Origin of the sequence: Candidatus Pelagibacter sp. IMCC9063, from assembly GCF_000195085.1 — a bacterium.
In the GTDB taxonomy this organism is placed as follows: Bacteria; Pseudomonadota; Alphaproteobacteria; order Pelagibacterales; family Pelagibacteraceae; genus IMCC9063.
The window spans coordinates 1141745-1161131 of record NC_015380.1; the positions used below are offsets into that span (position 1 = coordinate 1141745).

20 protein-coding genes are annotated in these 19387 nt (G+C 32.9%); 7 read left to right on the plus strand and 13 right to left on the minus strand.

What is annotated here, in order from left to right:
- Positions 1–54: 54 nt before the first annotated feature.
- A complete protein-coding gene (locus SAR11G3_RS06115) occupies positions 55–573 on the plus strand; it encodes a glycosyltransferase (RefSeq protein WP_013695931.1) in 519 nt (172 codons plus the stop codon).
- Here the strand turns inward: SAR11G3_RS06115 and SAR11G3_RS06120 are convergent.
- Positions 570–1685 carry a hypothetical protein gene (locus SAR11G3_RS06120; RefSeq protein ID WP_013695932.1) on the minus strand — a complete coding sequence of 372 codons (1116 nt, stop codon included), beginning with the start codon at positions 1683–1685 and terminating at the stop codon, positions 570–572. The two genes, SAR11G3_RS06115 and SAR11G3_RS06120, sit on opposite strands and share 4 nt — an antisense overlap.
- A 178-nt stretch (positions 1686–1863) precedes the next feature.
- On the opposite strand from SAR11G3_RS06120, the gene SAR11G3_RS06125 reads away from it, so the two are divergent.
- A complete protein-coding gene (locus SAR11G3_RS06125; RefSeq protein ID WP_013695933.1) occupies positions 1864–2193 on the plus strand; it encodes a nucleotide pyrophosphohydrolase in 330 nt (109 codons plus the stop codon).
- Here the strand turns inward: SAR11G3_RS06125 and SAR11G3_RS06130 are convergent.
- From SAR11G3_RS06130 to SAR11G3_RS06155, 6 genes are all read right to left on the minus strand, one after another.
- Positions 2190–3383 carry a CaiB/BaiF CoA transferase family protein gene (locus tag SAR11G3_RS06130; RefSeq protein ID WP_013695934.1) on the minus strand — a complete coding sequence of 398 codons (1194 nt, stop codon included), beginning with the start codon at positions 3381–3383 and terminating at the stop codon, positions 2190–2192. The two genes, SAR11G3_RS06125 and SAR11G3_RS06130, sit on opposite strands and share 4 nt — an antisense overlap.
- A gap of 1 nt (position 3384) precedes the next feature.
- Positions 3385–4173: an enoyl-CoA hydratase/isomerase family protein gene (locus SAR11G3_RS06135; RefSeq protein ID WP_013695935.1), complete on the minus strand. Its 789-nt coding sequence runs from the start codon at positions 4171–4173 to the stop codon at positions 3385–3387.
- Between the two features lie 2 nt (positions 4174–4175).
- The gene (locus SAR11G3_RS06140) at positions 4176–5456 is read right to left on the minus strand and encodes a TRAP transporter large permease (RefSeq protein WP_013695936.1); all 1281 of its coding nucleotides are present in this window, start codon (positions 5454–5456) and stop codon (positions 4176–4178) included.
- Position 5457: 1 nt separating this feature from the next.
- Positions 5458–5979, minus strand: coding sequence for a TRAP transporter small permease (locus SAR11G3_RS06145; RefSeq protein WP_013695937.1), 522 nt, complete (start codon positions 5977–5979; stop codon positions 5458–5460).
- A 113-nt stretch (positions 5980–6092) separates the two neighbouring features.
- The gene (locus SAR11G3_RS06150; RefSeq protein ID WP_013695938.1) at positions 6093–7067 is read right to left on the minus strand and encodes a TRAP transporter substrate-binding protein; all 975 of its coding nucleotides are present in this window, start codon (positions 7065–7067) and stop codon (positions 6093–6095) included.
- A 107-nt stretch (positions 7068–7174) separates the two neighbouring features.
- Positions 7175–8350, minus strand: a complete 1176-nt coding sequence (locus SAR11G3_RS06155) for a pyridoxal-phosphate-dependent aminotransferase family protein (protein WP_013695939.1) — start codon at positions 8348–8350, stop codon at positions 7175–7177.
- Between the two features lie 58 nt (positions 8351–8408).
- Here SAR11G3_RS06155 and SAR11G3_RS06160 point away from each other — a divergent pair, with 58 nt between their 5' ends.
- From SAR11G3_RS06160 to SAR11G3_RS06175, 4 genes are all read left to right on the plus strand, one after another.
- Positions 8409–9557 (plus strand): mandelate racemase/muconate lactonizing enzyme family protein, encoded by a 1149-nt coding sequence (locus SAR11G3_RS06160; protein WP_013695940.1) that lies wholly within the window; start codon positions 8409–8411, stop codon positions 9555–9557.
- 24 nt (positions 9558–9581) lie between these two features.
- On the plus strand, positions 9582–12476 hold the full coding sequence (locus tag SAR11G3_RS06165) for an FAD-binding and (Fe-S)-binding domain-containing protein (protein ID WP_013695941.1): 2895 nt from the start codon (positions 9582–9584) through the stop codon (positions 12474–12476).
- Positions 12477–12626: 150 nt separating this feature from the next.
- The gene (locus tag SAR11G3_RS06170; RefSeq protein ID WP_013695943.1) at positions 12627–13409 is read left to right on the plus strand and encodes a histone deacetylase family protein; all 783 of its coding nucleotides are present in this window, start codon (positions 12627–12629) and stop codon (positions 13407–13409) included.
- Complete coding sequence (locus SAR11G3_RS06175) at positions 13399–14547, plus strand: FAD-binding domain-containing protein (RefSeq protein ID WP_013695944.1); 1149 nt, start codon at positions 13399–13401, stop codon at positions 14545–14547. The genes SAR11G3_RS06170 and SAR11G3_RS06175 overlap by 11 nt, the downstream gene beginning before the upstream one ends.
- A gap of 48 nt (positions 14548–14595) precedes the next feature.
- Here the strand turns inward: SAR11G3_RS06175 and SAR11G3_RS06180 are convergent, their stop codons facing one another.
- The 6 genes from SAR11G3_RS06180 to SAR11G3_RS06200 all read right to left on the minus strand — a co-directional run bounded on the left by SAR11G3_RS06180 (position 14596) and on the right by SAR11G3_RS06200 (position 18298).
- The gene (locus tag SAR11G3_RS06180; RefSeq protein WP_013695945.1) at positions 14596–15135 is read right to left on the minus strand and encodes an RICIN domain-containing protein; all 540 of its coding nucleotides are present in this window, start codon (positions 15133–15135) and stop codon (positions 14596–14598) included.
- 10 nt (positions 15136–15145) lie between these two features.
- Positions 15146–15715 (minus strand): SOUL family heme-binding protein, encoded by a 570-nt coding sequence (locus SAR11G3_RS06185; protein WP_013695946.1) that lies wholly within the window; start codon positions 15713–15715, stop codon positions 15146–15148.
- 52 nt (positions 15716–15767) lie between these two features.
- Complete coding sequence (locus SAR11G3_RS06190) at positions 15768–17381, minus strand: SulP family inorganic anion transporter (RefSeq protein WP_013695947.1); 1614 nt, start codon at positions 17379–17381, stop codon at positions 15768–15770.
- A 110-nt stretch (positions 17382–17491) separates the two neighbouring features.
- Positions 17492–17617, minus strand: coding sequence for a hypothetical protein (locus tag SAR11G3_RS07755; RefSeq protein WP_255346860.1), 126 nt, complete (start codon positions 17615–17617; stop codon positions 17492–17494).
- Positions 17618–17621: 4 nt separating this feature from the next.
- Positions 17622–17999: a cupredoxin domain-containing protein gene (locus SAR11G3_RS06195; protein WP_013695949.1), complete on the minus strand. Its 378-nt coding sequence runs from the start codon at positions 17997–17999 to the stop codon at positions 17622–17624.
- 5 nt (positions 18000–18004) lie between these two features.
- Positions 18005–18298, minus strand: a complete 294-nt coding sequence (locus SAR11G3_RS06200; protein WP_013695950.1) for a hypothetical protein — start codon at positions 18296–18298, stop codon at positions 18005–18007.
- A gap of 93 nt (positions 18299–18391) precedes the next feature.
- Here SAR11G3_RS06200 and SAR11G3_RS06205 point away from each other — a divergent pair, with 93 nt between their 5' ends.
- Positions 18392–19360, plus strand: coding sequence for a nucleoside recognition domain-containing protein (locus SAR11G3_RS06205; RefSeq protein ID WP_013695951.1), 969 nt, complete (start codon positions 18392–18394; stop codon positions 19358–19360).
- Positions 19361–19387: the final 27 nt, after the last annotated feature.

Below are 19387 nucleotides of genomic sequence, written 5' to 3' on the forward strand. Positions count from 1 at the left end.
TAAAAAAAATACAATACGCAATTTTTAATAAGAAGAAAAAAAAATAGAGATTTAATGAATTCTTGCTTTATGGGAATTGAAAAATCTAAATACAACACATGTTTAATAATGGATGGAGATTTGCAGCATAACCCAAAATATATACCAGGCTTATATAAAAAGCTTAACTCATATAATTATGATATTGGCATATGCTGTAGAAAATTTAATAAGTTAAAAAATAAAGATTTTAATTTTTTAAGAAAATACTCTTCATTAATAATTATTTTTTTGATTAATATCTTTCTCGAAAAAAAAACAGCTGATCCTTTGAGTGGTTTTTTTATATTCAGAAAAACAATATTTAATAATTTTAAGTTTTTTTATTATCCCAGTGGGTACAAAATACTTTTAAACATATTGTACTGCACTAATATAAAATTAAAATCATTTGATAAAATCATCAAATTTGACAGAAGAATAAGTAATAAAAGCAAAATGAACAAGAAAGTTTTGCTTAACTTGGTTGTCCAATTTTTTTACTTGTTGTATATAAAATTATTTAAGAAAATTATTATCGACAAAAACAATTAAAAATATTTTGTGAAAAAATGATTTGGTTGTTTAAAATCAGGTAAAAACTTATAAGCTTTAGCAATCATTCTGTATGCAGGAAAAGTTCCAAAACTTTCGTGATATACAGCTTTTGGACTCCAGCCAAAGCATAAAAAAAATATTACAAGATATAATAATTTATTTTTAAATTTATCAAAAATAAAATATTTGGATTTAAAATTTTGGCTGATTTCTATCTCTTTTAGTTTAATCAATCCGAAATATGTTATCGCAATCATGTGATAAAGCATGCTTGTCCACCGACCACTATCAACGGCTATCAAAAAAAGAAGCATAGGTGGTAATGAGCAAAAAATTATAGGAATGAATGTATTTTTTTTTACAAATAGATTGTTTGTTACTAGTTTGCTTTTATATATTAATAAAAATATTGCTGTGAATCCAAAAATAAAAATGAAAAAATAGTTTTTAAAATCTACCAATTTCCAGTGAACTTCACCAATATGACGAGAAATACTAGCTGTGGTAAAGTTTGCACCAAGACCACAATGTTCATTTGAAATATTTAGCAGTCTCTTGCACATTTCTGCGTTGTCGAAGCTTGAGTGGGGATTTAAATAAATAGCCAATGATAGAAAAATAACTATGGATATTAATATGCCGCTTAGTAAGTAAAATCTCCAATTTTTTTTTTTATCCAAGACAGCAAAGAAAAAAAGATAAAATAAAAAATAAAATACAACAGATTCGTGCGTTAACATTAAGATGAATAGTGACAAGTAAGTATAAATATAATTCAAATTGATATTCTTATATTTGTAAAAAAGATAAAAATTATAAGAAAAAAAAACGTACATTAGTATTTCTTTTCGACCCAAGGCTTCTAATTCATAAAGACCGAATGAAAAAAAAACAGGAGAGAATACAGCTAAGATAATTAGAAAATTTTTCTTTAAATCTTTAAACAACCAGTAAATTAAAGTGTAATAAAAAAAATATGATAAAATTTGAAATATTAGAAAACAATCTCTCAGATTTAGATTGGAAACAGAAGAAAGTTGAAAAATAAACTCTCCAATTAAACCTCTTCTTACAAAACCACCTCCATAGTTAATAACCCACTCTGACATTGCGTTATTCACGCTAGATAAATAAACGGCTGATAAATAGTATGAACTTAATAAGAAAAGAAATATTATATAAATTTTGAATATATTAATATTTTTTTGCTGGAACATAGAAAATAACATATAACAAAATAGATTGTATTATCAATTATACTGCATTTTATTCTACTAACTACTTTCAATGGATTTAAAGAAAATTAACCAAAAGATCAAAAGCTTCGTGAAAGCTAGAGATTGGGAACAATTTCACTCTCCCAAAAACTTATCTATGGCTTTATCCGTTGAAGCTTCTGAGTTAGTCGAAATTTTTCAGTGGCTAAAAGAAAGTGATTTGAAAAAAGTAGATAAAGAAAAAGTAGCAGATGAAATTGCTGATATCTTTTTCTATCTAATAAGAATTTCTCAAAAAATGAACATTGATATTGAAAAAAGTTTTCATAAAAAAATGATCAAAAATATTAAAAAATACCCCGTCAAACTCTCTAAAGGAAAATCAGATAAAAGATATTAACTGACGACCCCTTGCTTCATCAGAGAATCTATTTCTTCACTTTTAAAACCGTGGTCTAGCAATATTTGTTTGGTGTGCTGACCAAACGTTGGAGACTCTTTAGTGTCTTCTACTTTCGTCTCTGAAAATTTAATAGGCATTCCTATCGCTTTAAAGGATCCTGCCTTTTTATTTTTAACATCTACAATCATTTTTCTCTCTTTAGTTTGAGGATCTTCAAACATTTCTGTGACAGTATTAATCGGTCCACAAGGTAAGCCCTTTTCATCAAACAACTTTAGCCATTCTGCGGATGTTTTTTTTTCTAGTTCTTTTTTTAATAATTCCGTTAACTCTGTAACATTTTGCATTCTATTGGCATTGCTATTAAACTTTTCATTCTCTTGAAGTTCTTTTACTTCTAATGCATCAATCAGTTTTAACCATGTGTTTTGATTGGATGCTCCTACCGTAATCCATTTGTCTTTGGTTTGAAAAGCTTGGTACGGTGCGGTCAAAGGATGTGCAGATCCTAATGGTCCTGGCGCTACTCCTGTAGCTGAAGCAATAGCAGATTGCCAATAGGTATGAACAATTCCTGCTTCATACAAAGAGGTATCTACTCGTTGCCCTACTCCTGTAGTCGCTCTTGAAACCAATGCGGCCAACACTCCTGTGGCTGCTAAAATTCCTGCTGTAATATCTGTAACCGGAGCACCCACTTTCATGGGAGGCTTTCCTTTGCTTTCCCCGGTAATACTCATTAAACCACTCATACCTTGAGCGATTAAATCAAAGCCACCTTTATCTGCGTAAGGTCCTGTTCTTCCATAGCCTGATATTTCACAAAGTATAATTTTTGGATTTATTTTTTTTAATTCCTCGTACCCCACTCCCAATTTTTCTAGCGTTCCTTTTCTAAAATTTTCAACGACTACATCTGCTTGTTTGACCAGTCGTTTAAAAACTTCAACTCCTTCTTTTGTTTTTAAATCTAAAGCCATGCCTCTTTTGTTACGATTCATCATCATAAACGCTGCAGCTTCTCCATTTACATCGGGAGGTAAAAATCTTCTCGTATCATCTCCTCCTGGAATTTTTTCTATTTTAATAACCTCCGCACCAAGATCAGCTAGCATCAATCCGCAAGTTGGACCTGCCATAATTTGTGCAAGTTCCAATACTTTCACTCCATGTATTGGGCCTGGCATTTTATTTATTTTTAAATTTGGGTTTAGTTTTGGTTAAGAAGGACTTGTAACCAATTTGAAAATCTTTGGTGTCATAACATTTATAACCAAGATCATTTAGCTTATTAGATATTTTTCCTTTGTATAACAATTCCTCAGCGAAAGCCTTGTGCCATCTAGCAACCATAGGTGCACCATCACAAATTCTTTCTGCTGTTGCGTAAGCTTCTTTTTCTACATCTTGATCTGGCATGACTCTGTTGACCATTCCTTTTTCGTAAGCTTCATTAGAATTAAAGATTTTACCTTCTAACAATATCTCCATAGTAACAGATCTTCCTACCAGTTGGAGAAGTGCCTGAATTTCTCTTGGAGCCATCGTAAGTCCTAATCGTTTAATAGGAACACCAAAACGAGAAGAGGTTCCACAAATTCTCAGGTCACAGCAGGCTGCAATTTCAAAACCACCACCAACACAAATTCCTTCGATCAAAGCAACTGTCGGGATGGGACACTCTTGTATAGCGGCCAAAGTTCCATGTAAGTGCTTACCATACTCTTTTGCAAGTTTGCTGTTCGATCTAGTTTTTGCAAACTCGCCAATATCATTTCCTGGAGAAAAAGACTTTCCACCCTTTCCTCTAATCACCACACATCGAATATCTTTATTTTTTTTCTTTGCTAGGTCTCTAAAGATAGAGCCAAGCTTTTTCCACATAGGCTTGGTTAATGCGTTTAGCTTTTCAGGTCTATTTAATGAAACTTCAAGAATGTATTCGTTTATTTGTTTCGTCTGAACTAAGTCAGTCATGACTACCTATAAAAATGTTCTACTAATCCCATCGGGACAAATGGAACGTAGGTCACTAAAAGCAATACAGCAAATAATACAGCAACAAACATAACGTTAATTTTAGAAACTTCCCAAATGTCTGCTTTTGCTACTGAGCAGGCGGTAACTAACACGCTGGCTACAGGTGGAGTTTGCTGACCTATGGCTAAGTTTAATGTTACAATAATTCCAAAATGAACTGGATCAATTCCAGCTGTAGCGACTAAAGGCATAACAATGGGAACAACTACAATAATAGCTGCTGCTGAGTGAAGAAAAAGTCCAATAATTAATAAGAAAACATTTAAAATTGCCAAAATAACAAATTTATTGTCTGTAAATCCTGTAATGGAAGTTGCTACTGTTTGAGGCACTTGTTCAATAGTTAAAAATTCTCCAATTAAAACAGATGCTGCAACCAATAACATCACAATTGCTGTTGATGAGGCACCCTCAATTGTTGCATCAAAAAATTGTTTGAAATTGAGCTCTCTATAAACTGCTCCAATTATACAAGCAGCAACAACCGCTAAACCGGCTCCTTCTGTTGCAGTCACAAAGCCTCCAAAAATACCTCCCAATATAATTACAGGAAGCACAAATGCCAAAGATGCTTCTTTTCCAGTTCTCCTTAAATTTGATAAATTAAAAGTCTCCTCAATTGGAAGTTTTTTTCTTATTGCATAAATATAGGAAACAAACATTAATCCAAAACCACCAATGATACCTGGAATTATACCAGCGACAAATAATTGAACTACGGATGTTTGTGCCATTACAGCATACAAAATCATTGGAATCGAAGGCGGTATAATAACCGCTAATGAAGCGGATGAAGATGTAACAGCAGCCGCAAATGCTCCTGTGTAACCCTTTTTCTTCATAGCAGGAATTAAAATAGATCCAAGTGCAGCAACGTCAGCAACTGCAGAACCAGAAATTTCAGCAAAAAACATTGAAGTTGCAATATTAACCATGCTCAATCCACCTCTGACAAACCCAACTAAAGCAGAAGCAAAATTAATTAAACGTCTAGAAATTCCTGAGGTATTCATAATTGCACCTGCCAAAATAAATAAAGGAATAGCAATTAATGGGAAATTCATAGACCCATCAAACATAACAATGGCTGCATCAATTAAAAAATTAGTTCCATTGGCCGAGACCATGGCAATGATAGTAGTAACCGCAAGGGCTATGGCAATAGGAACGTTAATTGCTAATAACGTTAAGAGAACTAGAAACATAACCAAAACAACCATATTAGTTTTGCTCCTCTACAATAATTGCTTCCGGGTCTCTTTTTTTGCCAGACATTACATCTTCGTAATCTTCTCTTAATCTCAAAGTTTCCGAGAGCATAAAAAGCAAAGAACCGATTGGAATTACCGATTGCACAAGTATTTGCGGAACCCACTCTAAAGTTACCAGTGTTTCTCCTCGAATGAGCGTTAATACTTTAAAGCCGTAATAAGCTAATAAGATGAAAAACCCGTAAATAATAATCTTGGAAACAACCCATAAAATTTTTCTAAGACCTAAAGGAAATGATTTAATTATATTAGGAACTCCAATATGAGCGCCTTTTAAAGCTGCATAAGCAGATCCATAATAGGTAAGCCAAGCAAGTTGTACCGATGCCACTTCATCATACCAAACTAAAGCGTGGCCAGACCAGCGAAAAATGACGCCAACAACGACCGTAACAGCCATAGCTATCATCATGACAAACATTACATATTGAAGAAATGTATCATATGAATTTTTAAAATTAGAGGAGAACATTTTTTTTAAATAAATTTTTTTAAGATTTGTAGAGTAGTTTTGTATTTTTTAAAAGTTTTAAATTTGAAAAAAATTGGCCCTTAATCACTTAAGGGCCAAAATTTATAATTAATTTATTTTGCTAAAGATGAAACTGCTTTAATTAAAGCTCCACCAGAAGGAACGTCTTTTGTAAACTCTTCATAGATACCTTTACTACCTTTAATAAATGCATCTTTGTTTGCAGTGTTTACTTTTACGCCAGCTTTTTTGATAATGCCTAACATAGACTTTTCATATGAAGCAGCCGTTTTATAAACGAACTTTTGGTTTTCTTTTGCAGCAGATTCTAAAATCTTTCTTACATCCGCAGGTAGCTTGTTGTAGCTGTTTTTGTGAACTGCTACGTACGCTGGTGTGTATACGTGACCTGTGATTGAAAGATATTTTTGAACTTCCTGAAATTTAGCACTAGTAATTTGTGCATAAGGATTTTCTTGTCCATCCATAGTTCCAGTTTGTAATGCTGTAAACACTTCAGAAAAAGACATTGGAGTAGGGTTTGCTCCGTACGATTGGAACATTTTTACTCTCCACTTAGACTTAGGAGTTCTCAACTTAATTCCTTTTAGATCGCTAGGAACGTTGATTGCTCTTACATTGTTAGTAATGTGTCTAAAACCATTTTCCCAAACACCGATAATTTTATAACCAGTCTTTGCTTCTAGGTTTTTAAAGATACCAGGCAAAACATTTTTCTCTACTTTTGCCATATGCTTTCTATCTTTAATGATGAAAGGCATATCAAATACACCGAACTCATCATGAATAGAAGCCATTACTGAAGAAGGCAACCACATGTCAACTGTTCCCAGTTTAAGTTTTTGCATTCCTTGTTTATCTTTTCCAAGTTGTGAAGATCCAAAGACAGTTATCTTGCCTTTGCTACCTAATTTCTTGTTAGCTATTTTTGCAAAATTCTCAACTGATGCAGTAAATAAAGAACCTGGTTTTCCTACGTGACCAAACTTTAACTCTACTGAATGCGCAGCTGAAGAAATAAAAATAACTGAAGTGATTAAAGCGAATAGTTTGCTTAAGTTTTTCATTATATTCTCCCCTTATTAGTTATTAAAGAAAACAACTTAATAAAAAACTTGAAAAGAAGCGAGTCTTTAAACTTTTATTTTAAAGGGAAAATGTGAGTAAATTTATTTTATTTAGCTAAAAAATCTAATGCAGCCATGATTCCACCTGCTTTATATGGAATTCCAGCTTTCTTTAAACCCATCTCTACACCAGAAAGAGTTCCTGCTAACATTAGGTCGTTAAAGTCACCTAAGTGACCAATTCTGAAAACTTTTCCTTTAACTTTATTTAATCCCATTCCAAGAGACATATCAAATTCTTCTAGAACAATTTTTCTAAAGTTATCTGCATCATGTCCATCTGGTAAAAGTACAGCTGTTAACGAGTTAGAATATTCATCTTCATTCTTACATAAGATTTCTAAACCCCATGCCCTCACAGCAATTCTTGTAGCTTCAGCGTGTCTTGTATGTCTTGCAAAAACATTCTCCAAACCCTCTTCAAGTAACATGTTAATTGCTTCATCTAATCCGTAAACCAAATTAGTTGCAGGAGTAAAAGGAAAGAATCCGTTTTTATTATTTTCTATCATCGGTAACCAATCCCAATAATGTTTTGGCATGGTTGCTTGCTTATGCGCCTCAAGAGCTTTTGGACTTAATGCATTAAAAGAAAGTCCGGGTGGTAATAACAGCCCTTTTTGAGATCCACCTACTGTTACATCCACTTTCCATTCATCGTGCTTATAATCAATAGAGGCAAGGGAAGAAATAGTATCCACCATATATAAAGCTGGATGATTAACACTATCAATAGCTTTTCTAATTTCACCAATTTTACTTGCTACACCAGTTGATGTTTCATTGTGCACTACAAATACTGCTTTAATTTTATGATCTTTATCGTCCCCTAATTTTTGAGCAACAACTTTTGGATCAACACCTGTTCTCCAGTCACCTGGAACAAAATCTACATCTAATTTAAATTTTTCTGCAATTTCCCACCATAAAGATGAAAATTGCCCTGTTTCAAACATTAACACTCTATCGCCAGGATTTAGCGTGTTTACAATCGCTGCTTCCCAAGCGCCTGTTCCAGATCCTGGATACATAATTACCGGGTTTTTTGTTTTGAAAACTTGCTTAACTCTATCTAAAACTCTTTTTGCTATTTCTGAGAATTCAGGTCCTCTATGATCGATGATAGCTCTATCCATCGCTCGTAAAACACGATCTGGTAAATTGGTTGGTCCTGGAATTTGTAAAAAATGTCTGCCCGCTTTGAAAGAATTTGATTTTGCCATACGCGTATATATGATGTTTTGAATAATTAATCAAATCGAAATATAATAAATAAAAATTATGGATTTAATTGATCATATTGAAATCTACAAGCTGCAAGGCCCTGAGCAAAAGAAACCTTTTTGGGTCAGTCACTTCATTGTTCCTAATGCTAATGAACTTTTAATTAAAATAAAAACAAAAGATGGAGTTGAAGGATTCGGTATGGCTACTAGCTACACAGATATTACTCCTATTATAAGACCATTTACTAATGGTCTTGCGGATCAAATCATGGGCATGAATCCATATCAGCCTGAAGAAATTTATAATAAACTTTTTAATTTAACTGACACAAGAATTTCTAATGAAAAAAAGTGGAGTAGAGAAGCTTTAATTAGAATCTCTTCTGCAGTGGATATTGCGTGTTGGGATATTATTGGAAAAAAAGCAGGTCTTCCCCTGTATCAAATTTTTGGTGGCTTTAGAGATAAAGTACCTTGTTATGTTACTTGTGCCTACTACCAAGATGGAAAAGACAATGTCCGATTAAAAGATGAGATTCAAAAATTAGTTGCAGAGGGTCATCAAGGATTTAAGGGTAAGGTAGGAGGATTGTCTTTGGAGGAGGATATAAAGAGAATGCAAATTATTAGAGATGTGATTGGCCCAGATAAAGATCTTATGATTGATGTCAATCGTGCATGGGATTTAAAAACAGCTATTCAAGCTTGCAAACTGTTAGAGCCGTTAAAGCCTACTTGGTTAGAGGAGCCTGTAAGATGGGCAGATGATAGAAGGCAAACTACTTTACTAGCTAAACAAACATCCATACCTATCTCAGGAGGAGAAAGTGAAATCACTAGCTTTGGTTGCCGTTCTTTTATTGAAGAAGGTGCTATCCAAATTTTACAATTTGATGTGACAATGTTTGGTGGTTTTACCCATGGAAAAAAATTAACAGCGCTTTGTGAATTAAACCATATAGATGTAGCTCCTCATCATGACTGTTATATTCATGCACAATTAGTTGCCTCCTCTCCTGCTGGAAGAATTGTCGAATCTTTTCCAGATCCTGAAAGAGACCCTTTGCAGGCAGAACTGTTTTCTAACCCACCTGAAATTAAAAATGGATGGCTAACATTGAATAAAGAGCCTGGATTAGGATTAACCTTATCTTCAAGTGCGATGAAAAAGTTCGGGACTTTAATTTATCAAAGCAAAAAATAATGCTACTAGTCTAAGATATTAACTATGAATCAAAATCAAATAGCAAAAATCGCAAAAGAAATTCAAGGTCAGGTCAAAGGCAAAGTGTTGTTTGATGACTTTTCTAGAGGACGGTACAGCACCGATGCTTCTCTTTATCAAATCAAGCCCTTGGGTGCTGTTTTACCCAAAGACAAGAATGATGTTCTTAGAATCATGGAGTATTCCCAAAAACAAGGGATATCTTTGCTTGCAAGAGGTGGTGGAAGCTCTCAGTCAGGTCAAACGGTAGGTGAATCCATTGTCTTAGATTACTCGAGACATCAAAATAAAATTTTAGATTTTAACAAGGAAGAAAAAACTGTTTGGGTTGAACCTGGGATAGTTCTTGATCAGCTTAATGCATATTTAAAACCTTATGGTCTTTGGTATCCCATCGATGTCTCAACTAGCAGCAGAGCTACTATTGGAGGAATGACTGCAAATAACAGTTGTGGGTCGAGGTCTCTTCATTACGGTAACATGGTGAATAATGTTTTGGCTGTTGAAGCAATCTTGGACGACGGAACTGTACACACTTTTGATGACATTGATAAAAATTATTTAGAAGTGACTAATGAAAGAAATAGAAAATACGAAATTATTAAAAAATTCTTAGATGTTAAGAATAATACAAAAGAAGAAATAGATTTGCACTTTCCCATAACTCAGAGAAGAGTTGGTGGATATAATATTGACCTTATCAATCCTAATGGTTTTAACACATCCAATATACTAGTTGGATCTGAAGGAACCTTATCTTTATTTAATAAAATCAAATTAAAATTATGGGAGATCCCTACCAGAAAAGTATTGGGAGTTTGTTACTTTGCTAATTTCAGAGAAGCGATGAACTTAGCTCAAGAAATCGTTAAATTAAAACCTACCACTGTAGAGCTATTGGATCACAACTTAATTAGCCTAGCCAAAGACATCCCTCTTTATGCAGGAGAAATTAAAAAATACATTAAAGGAAATCCTGAGGCCGTTTTAATGGTTGAGTTTATTGATGATGATTTAGATGTTGCAAGAAAAAAATTAAAAGATTTAGAGTCGTTAATAAAATTAGATAATCAAAACAATGATTTTACCGCTTATGAAAATCTAAATGATCAAAAGGCAGTATTTGAAATAAGAAAAGCTGGATTAAACATTTTAATGTCCATGAAAGGTGACAAAAAAGGAGTAGCCTTCATTGAAGATTGTGCTGTCACATTAGAAAATTTAGCAGACTATACGGAACGATTGAGAGATGTGTTTAGAAAATATAATACCGAAGGATTATTTTATGCCCATGCTTCGGTCGGAACCCTTCATGTAAGACCTATCCTCAATGCAAAATCTGAACAAGATATCAAAAATATGAAAGCTATTGCTCAAGAAGCTTTTGCCATGGTGAAAGAATATAAAGGGTCTCACTCAGGTGAGCATGGAGATGGGATTGTAAGATCTGAGTTTCATGAGATGATGTTTGGTAAGAAAATTGTTGGTGCTTTTGAGGAAATTAAAGACACCTTTGATCCAAAAGGGCTTTTAAATCCAGGAAAAATTGTACGAGCATTCAAATCAGATGACCGAACATTAATGCGCTACAAACCTGGCTACAAAGCAGAAAATATTTCTACTCATTATGATTGGTCTGCTTGGGGTCAGCTTTCAGATGCAGTGGAGATGTGTAATAATAATGGAGCTTGTAGAAAGCTAGATTCAGGAGTGATGTGCCCTTCTTACCGTGTAACGATGGAAGAAAAAGATTTGGTTAGAGGAAGAGCTAACACTTTACGATTAGCTCTATCCAATCAATTACCAAAAGGATCTTTTGCATCAAAAGAAATGTTTGAAACTATGGAACTTTGTGTAAGTTGCAAAGCTTGTCAGCGAGAATGTCCGATGAGTGTAGATATGGCAAAGATGAAAAGTGAATTTTTATCTCATTACTATAAAAAATTTACCATGGGTATCAAAGACAGAATTATATCTGATATGCCAAGACTTATCTGGTTAATTAAAATAACCGCTCCTATTTTTAACAAAGTAAAAAACATTCCTATCTTAGATAAAGTTATTGAGGCATTTGGTTTTTCTACCAAAAGAGAAATGCCAGAAGTGCAAAGCATTACCCCCTTAAAAGAAATTTACAAAACTCAGCCAACATTTGAGAAGAAGGTCATTTTACTTGCGGACACATTTAATATTAATTTTGAAGTTAAGAATATTATGTACGCTATCAAAGTATTAAACAAATTTGGCTTTCAAGCAATTATTCCAAGTTTTGATGATAATAATTTATCCAGACCTCTTTGTTGTGGAAGAACATACATCTCATATGGTCAGATGGATAAAGCAAAATTTGAAATGAATAGAGTTACTAATTATCTATATAATAATGGGTATGCAGAAATGCCTGTGGTTGGAATTGAGCCATCATGTCTTCTTACTTTTAATGATGAATTTACGGCCCTTAAAGGAATTGAAAATAGAGATAAGTTAAAGAATAAATTTTATTTGATTGAAGAATTTATTTTAGAACAAATTAAAGAAGGAAATAAAGTAAGCGCACATGCTTATAATAAGAATGTTTTAGTTCATGGTCATTGTCATCAGAAATCTCAAGATCGTTTTAAAGGTTTGTTAGAATTGTTAAAAACTCTAGAGATCAAGCATAAGCCCATTGATAGTAGCTGTTGTGGTATGGCAGGATCATTTGGATATAGCTCTAAAAATTATGAAATTTCTAAAAAAATGGCTAACCTATCTTTGATACCAGCTATTAATGACAGTCCTGATGATGTGGTGATTGCCAATGGAACTAGCTGTAGGCAACAAATATTTGATTTTTCCAAAAGAGATGCCAAGCACGTTTCGGAATTATTGTTTAATATTTTTGAAAGAGTTAATTGATATTTTTATTTATTAAAAACATTGAATGCTTCCAATAGTTAATCATCCTGATTATGTAGCCCAAATTGGTGATGATCATCGCTTTCCCATAAAAAAGTTTGGTGCATTATTTGATCTTTTAAAAAAAGATAACATTTTAAATAAAAAAATTTGCATATTCCAGAGCCAGTTCAATATCTCGACCTAGCCAAAGCGCACCAGCCAGAATATATTCAAAAAATCGATAACCTCTCTTTGTCTAAAGAAGAAGAAAGAAAACTTGGTTTTCCAATGGTTCCGAGTGTCAAAAGAAGATCTTATATGGCAACTGGGGGGACTGTTTTGTCTGCAAAATTAGCTTTGAGTTACAAGTTAGCTTGCAATACTGCAGGAGGGTCTCATCATGCATTTTCCGATTCAGGCAATGGTTACTGTGTCTTTAATGATGTAGCTGTTGCTGCCTACAATTTGCTAAACAAACATTCAGTAAAAAAAATTCTAATCTATGATCTGGATGTACATCAAGGTGATGGTACTGCTAAAATTTTTGAAAACAATGATCAAGTCTATACTTTCAGTGCTCATTCCAAAAAAAACTATCCCCTTGTAAAGCAACAAAGCAACCAAGATTTAGAACTGGCAGATGACATCACTGATGAGGAGTATTTAAATACTGTATCAAAAAGTTTAGAGCTTGTTAATAAAATGAATTTTGATTTTGTGTTTTATGTAGCAGGCGTGGATATCCATAAAGATGATAAGCTTGGTAAATTAAATATTACGACAGAAGGAATTGAAAAAAGAGAAAAAATGGTAATTAACAATTTTTATAAAAACAAAATTCCTTTGTGTGGAGTTTTGGGAGGAGGATACAATAAAGATTTTAATCATCTAGTGTATTTGCATTCAATTCTTCATCGAACTTGCCATGAAATATTAAGCAATGAACATTAGAGATGAGGCATTAAGCCGGTTAGAAAATTTTTCTAATAACAACTTAGGAAAATATGCTGCAGAAAGAAATTTTGATCCTGGCCCAGTAAACAGAAACAATACAAGCTTATTATCACAATATATAAGTCACCGGATTATAGATGAGCAGGAAACTATTCGGTCTGCTTACAGTAAACTTCCCTTTAAAAAAATTGAAAAATTTGTTCAGGAAGTTTTTTGGAGAACTTACTGGAAAGGCTGGCTAGAAATGAGACCACAGGTCTGGGATGATTATAACCACGACCTAAAGAATTTACATAATGAATTGACCAGCTCTAATTATAAAGAGGCCATAGAAGGAAATACTAAAATATCATGCCTTAACGATTGGGTTTTAGAATTAAAGGAATTTGGCTACTTACATAATCACGCACGTATGTGGTTTGCTAGTATTTGGATTTTTACACTAGGATTGCCCTGGCAGCTTGGCGCGAATTTTTTTCTTAAACATTTACTAGATGGAGATCCAGCATCAAACACACTAGGCTGGAGATGGGTTGCGGGGCTTCATACTAAGGGTAAGCATTATCTAGCTGCAGAATGGAATATTAATAAATTCTCCTCTAAAACGTATGAGCATTTAAATTTAAATGAACAAGCGCAAGCTAAGCATGAGGATAGAAGTTACGACATTCAGCCCATCTTATTTGATGAGATCAATAGTGAAGATTCTTTATTTGTTTTTCACAATCTAGACTGCTCTCTTCATCTTGCGGAAAAAGAAATAAATTTTAATCACTACGCGGTTATAGACTTCACTTCCATTTTAAAAAAAGAAAGGTATTCACAAAAAGTGTTGGATTTTAAGATTAGATCTAATCAGTATCTAACAACAGTTCTTAAAGAACGGTTTAACTCCCAAACGGTCATCCAAAACAAAGATGATTTTCAAACTATAACAAAAGAAAAAAGCATTAAAAATATCATATTTCCTTATCTTGCTGTTGGATATGAAAATGATTTTATAAAAGAGATTAAGAAAGAGTTTAATATTTATTATCTAGCAAGAGACTATGACAAACATTGCTGGCAATATTCGACCAAAGGTTTTTTTAAGTTTAAGGAACAGATACCTAAAATTTTAACAAAAATTTTATAAGAAAAAATACTCAAATTACTAAAAGATAGCTCAACAATAAATGCCTCTTCATGCTCTTCGCATACCCCAAATTTGAAAAGGTTTGAGTGAGTTAGTACAAAGTTCAAGCGATATATTTCTCATTAGGTGAACTGGCGTTCCACCCCCACCTTGCTTGGATTGTCCTTGATTAACAGTAAGACATAATTTTTTATTACTGATCGGATGAATCTTGCCTTTATTGCTCCATTCAAATTTCTGAAGTTTACTATAATCACACTTTCCAAGTTGCAGATTAGATGACGGAATAACGGATGAAGCTGTCATGCAAACATTAAATGAAGGCATGAAGAATTGATTTTTAGTCAATTTAGTAGAATCAAAGCCTTGGTCTACAGATATTTCTCCTTGGTAAGAATAACAAGTGTGAGCCTGAAGTGCTTTGTTAATTTTTGCTTTTAATTTATGGCCCCTTATATCGATACAATAACCTCTAGGCTCATCCAATTGATTTACTAAATAAATTTCAACACTATCATTAGTAATTTTACTCAACGTAATATTTGGTAGAAATAAGAATAGATAAATTAAAAAAATTAGTTGTTTCATATCGCTGTACTTATTTTTTCCAATCAATTCTAAACATAACCTCATTGCGACGAAAAGGTGGAGGTGTAAAAGGAGCATTGTAAGTTGCTTTAATAGCAAATCCTTTCACTGAAACTTTATCTTCGATAAGTTTTTGACGAAGAATGTCGCTATGTTTTGTAAAATTTTTTTTAGAAGCCCATCCAGAGTATTCAATTACTGCAAAGTAGCCCTCCTTAATCGTTTCGATTGTTACCTCTGAATTGGTCGGGTTAGGAACTGTTTTTTTACTAAATTTGGAAGGAAGATAAAATTGCATAACACTGGTATTATTTTTATTCATTTGAGTAACTGGAATGGTCATTTTTATCTTTTCAGAAGTGTTATTGGCTCCATTAATATATTTAAAAAGTTTTCTAAAAGCTCCGCTCTCTTCTTCCATAACAGCCTGAACTATTAACCTATCCTGATACAACCTTATTTCGTAACCATTTTGTTTTTTAACAACGTTATATTTCGCCTCTTCATTTGCCATGCTTACAGAGTATGAAAAAAATACTGAAAAAAAAAGAGCAAAAAAAAATATTAGATTATTTTTCATAAATAGATTAGCAATTTATATAAAATTTCTAATATAGAACAATAAATAGAGTTTACTCTTTTCCAAAAATTCCGAGTTTAACGTCATAATCAACAGCTAAATCGTAATCTGGATCATCATCACTATCGACCATTAACTGCCCCGTTCTACTCAATAAGCGGTGACAATCTTTAGTTAAGTGTCTGAGTTTAACTTTTTTACCTATGTTGGAATATCGATCTGCAATATCTTCAATAGCTTTTAATGCAGATTGATCAATTACTTTAGATTTAGCAAAGTCTATAATTACAACATCAGGATCTTGTTCTGGTTTAAAAATTTCTAAAAAACTATTCGTAGAACTAAAAAATAAAGGTCCTTCAATTTCGTAAACTTTTGCACCACTTTCGTGAACAGAAGGTCGTTCCGTTGCCCTAATTCTTGATGCAGATTTCCATGCAAACACTAAAGCGGATACAATTACACCTACTACTACAGCTAATGCCAAATCTTTGTAAACGGTGACTATTGTGACTAACACAATCACTAAAGCATCTGACCTTGGTACTACTGATAACAATTTTATAGAATTCCAAGCAAATGTTCCAATCACCACCATAAACATAACACCCACTAATGCAGCAATTGGTATCAGCTCAATTAAAGAGGAGGTATATAAAATAAATATAAGAAGAAAAAGAGCGGCAGCCACTGCTGCAATACGAGTTCTTCCTCCCGACTTTACATTAATCATAGATTGCCCGATCATCGCACAACCACCCATACCTCCAAAAAATCCTGTAACGGTATTAGCCAATCCTTGAGCTAAACATTCTTTACTTGCTCCACCTCTTTTATTAGTAATTTCACTCACCAAGTTTAAAGTTAACAAACTCTCTATTAAGCCAATGGCAGCTAAAATAATTGAATAAGGTAAAATAATTTTTAATGTTTCAAAATTAAAAGGAACATTGGGAATAGAAAAATCAGGAAGTCCTCCTTTAACGCTAGCTAAATCACCTACTCTAGGAATGGGGATGTCAAAACCTATAACTATTCCCGTAACTACAAGAATAGAAACTAAAGTTGCTGGTATTGCTTTAGTAATTTTTGGCAATAACCAAATAACAAGCATCGTTACTAAAACAAATCCAAGAGAATACAAAAGAGGTTCACCAGACATCCAAACGGATTCTCCATTAGCATTAGTTACTTTAAACTGACTAAGTTGAGATAATCCAATCACAATAGCTAACCCATTAACAAAACCTAACATTACAGGTTGAGGCACCATTCTTATAAATTTTCCTAACTTAAATATCCCAGCAATTAATTGAATAATTCCCATCAGTACAACAGTCGCAAACAAATATTGGGCACCATGAATCATTACCAAAGAAACCATCACTACTGCCAAAGCTCCGGTAGCACCCGAAATCATTCCAGGACGACCTCCCAACAAAGCGGTAATTAGGCCAACAATAAAAGCTGCATACAATCCAGACAATGGAGTAACCCCCGCAACAAAAGCAAAAGCAATTGCCTCTGGAACTAAAGCCAACGCCACTGTCAGACCTGATAAAATTTCAGTTTTAAATAGAAAAAAAGAAGCTCCTTCTTTGGGGATATAATCATTATCTCCATATCCAATTGACTGGGCAAATGACTTCAGCGTTGTTTTGATCATTGAAATATAATTATTTTAAAAATTAACTTTACTCTACATTTCAAAGGAATCTTTAAAAAGCAACTAATTAGTTGCATTTTTTGATGTACCTCTACTTCGTTTTATTAAAATTAATTTATAGAAACTGCAGAAACCATGCCTGCCTGATAATGACCGGGTACATTACATGCAATTTCCAATTCTTTATTAGTAGAAAATTTCCAAATAATTTCACCTCTTTTATTCGGTTCAAGCAATAGGCTATTTGAGTGAGAATGAGACATGGAATGGTTTGTCTTTGAAGCTTCTTTCATTTTTTTCATATCCAGCTTGGTAGGAAGTAATATTCCCATCTGCATCATCATCATCATTTCTGGTTGATGCTTTAAATGCATTTTTTTTAGTAGCAATATTGTATTCATGGACTAACTTACCTTTATTTTCGACTACAAATTTAATTGTTTCTCCACTTTTTACTTTGATTGATTTTGGTTCAAAATAATTATCATACATCTTTACATTAATAGTTCTCGAAACCTCACTAGACTTTCCTTTCATTCCAATCATTTTCATAGATTCTGCGAATACAAAATTAGAAAATAATATGAAATAAACTGTTAGTAATATTTTTTTAATCATTTTTTTTACTTTTCTAAAACTATAGGGCCAGATGTTGGTTCGGTAACTCCCAAACCTGATGATAACTCTTCCAATGTGTACCTTAGTGTATCCAAAAATTCAATCATTTGAGGTCTTGCTTTTACAATGGCATCCTCCGAATGCCATATGGCGATCATATGAAATCGATAGGAACCTGTTTCAGCAAGATAGCTTGAGACTTGGCCATCAAATGCTGGTCTAGCATTCATTAATTTTAAATACTCTTCTTTTAAAGATGGTTTAACCTTAATTCTTACAATATTTATAAATTTTGTCATTTGTTTTATTTTCTTTCAGTGTTAAATAAAAAATTAATTTATAAAAAAAATAAAAAATAAGTAAATAAATTATTAGTTGTATTTAAAAATTTGATGTTTTTTAGAAATCTATTCTTTGAGATAAAAGAAGTTGCCGTCCCTCTTTTTAAAATACTTATACCATTTGTTTTTATTATTAAGATTTTAGAAATAATTGGTGCGATTGAGCTTATCTCAAAAGTATTTGCACCTCTTATGGGGCTTATTGGACTTCCCCCGGAACTTGGTATTGTGTGGGTTACGGCTTTTGCAGTAAATATTTATGCTTCCCTAGTTTTATTTGTAAATTTAATTCCTGGGTTAGAAGTAACAGTTTCTCAAATCACTGTATTAGCAACTGGTATTTTAATTTGTCACAACCTTCCTGTTGAATCTGCAATATCCAAAGCTGCGGGTGTGTCTTTTATTTATACAGTTCTATTTAGATTGGTTTCTGCTTTCATTATTTGTTTTATACTAGGTTTAATTTACGATTTTTTTAATTTTTTAAATGAACCATATTCTACTTACTTTAAAATAGAACCTCCTCGACCAGAATGGCAGTTTTGGATGCAAGACCAGTTACTAAATTTACTATATGTGTTTTGTATAGTCGTTGTGATGGTTACCATCCTTCAGTTATTAAAAGTATTAGGCATTGAAAGTTTTTTGAAAAAAATTTTAGTCTATCCCTTGAAGCTTTTTGGAATTAGCAAAGAAGCTACTAATATTATTATTGTCGGTATCACGATTGGTCTTCAGTTTGGAGGAGGTATTTTAATAAAAGAAGTTAAGACTGGAAAGATAGACAAGCAAAGTGTTTTTCTCGCTGTATCGATGCTGAATCTAGTTCATGCTGCAATTGAAGATACTCTTTTAATGATTGCTATAGGAGGTCATTATTCAGGAGTTTTTTTTGCGAGAATAATTTTTGGTTTGGTTATATCGCTTCTAATGTTTAAAATTTATTTAAAATTTTCTTCTTTTTATGAAAAGTATGTTTTTGATGATAGTATAAAAAATCTTCCTACATTTAAACATTGAGTTTTAAAAAAAAGTAACTAAAAAGTA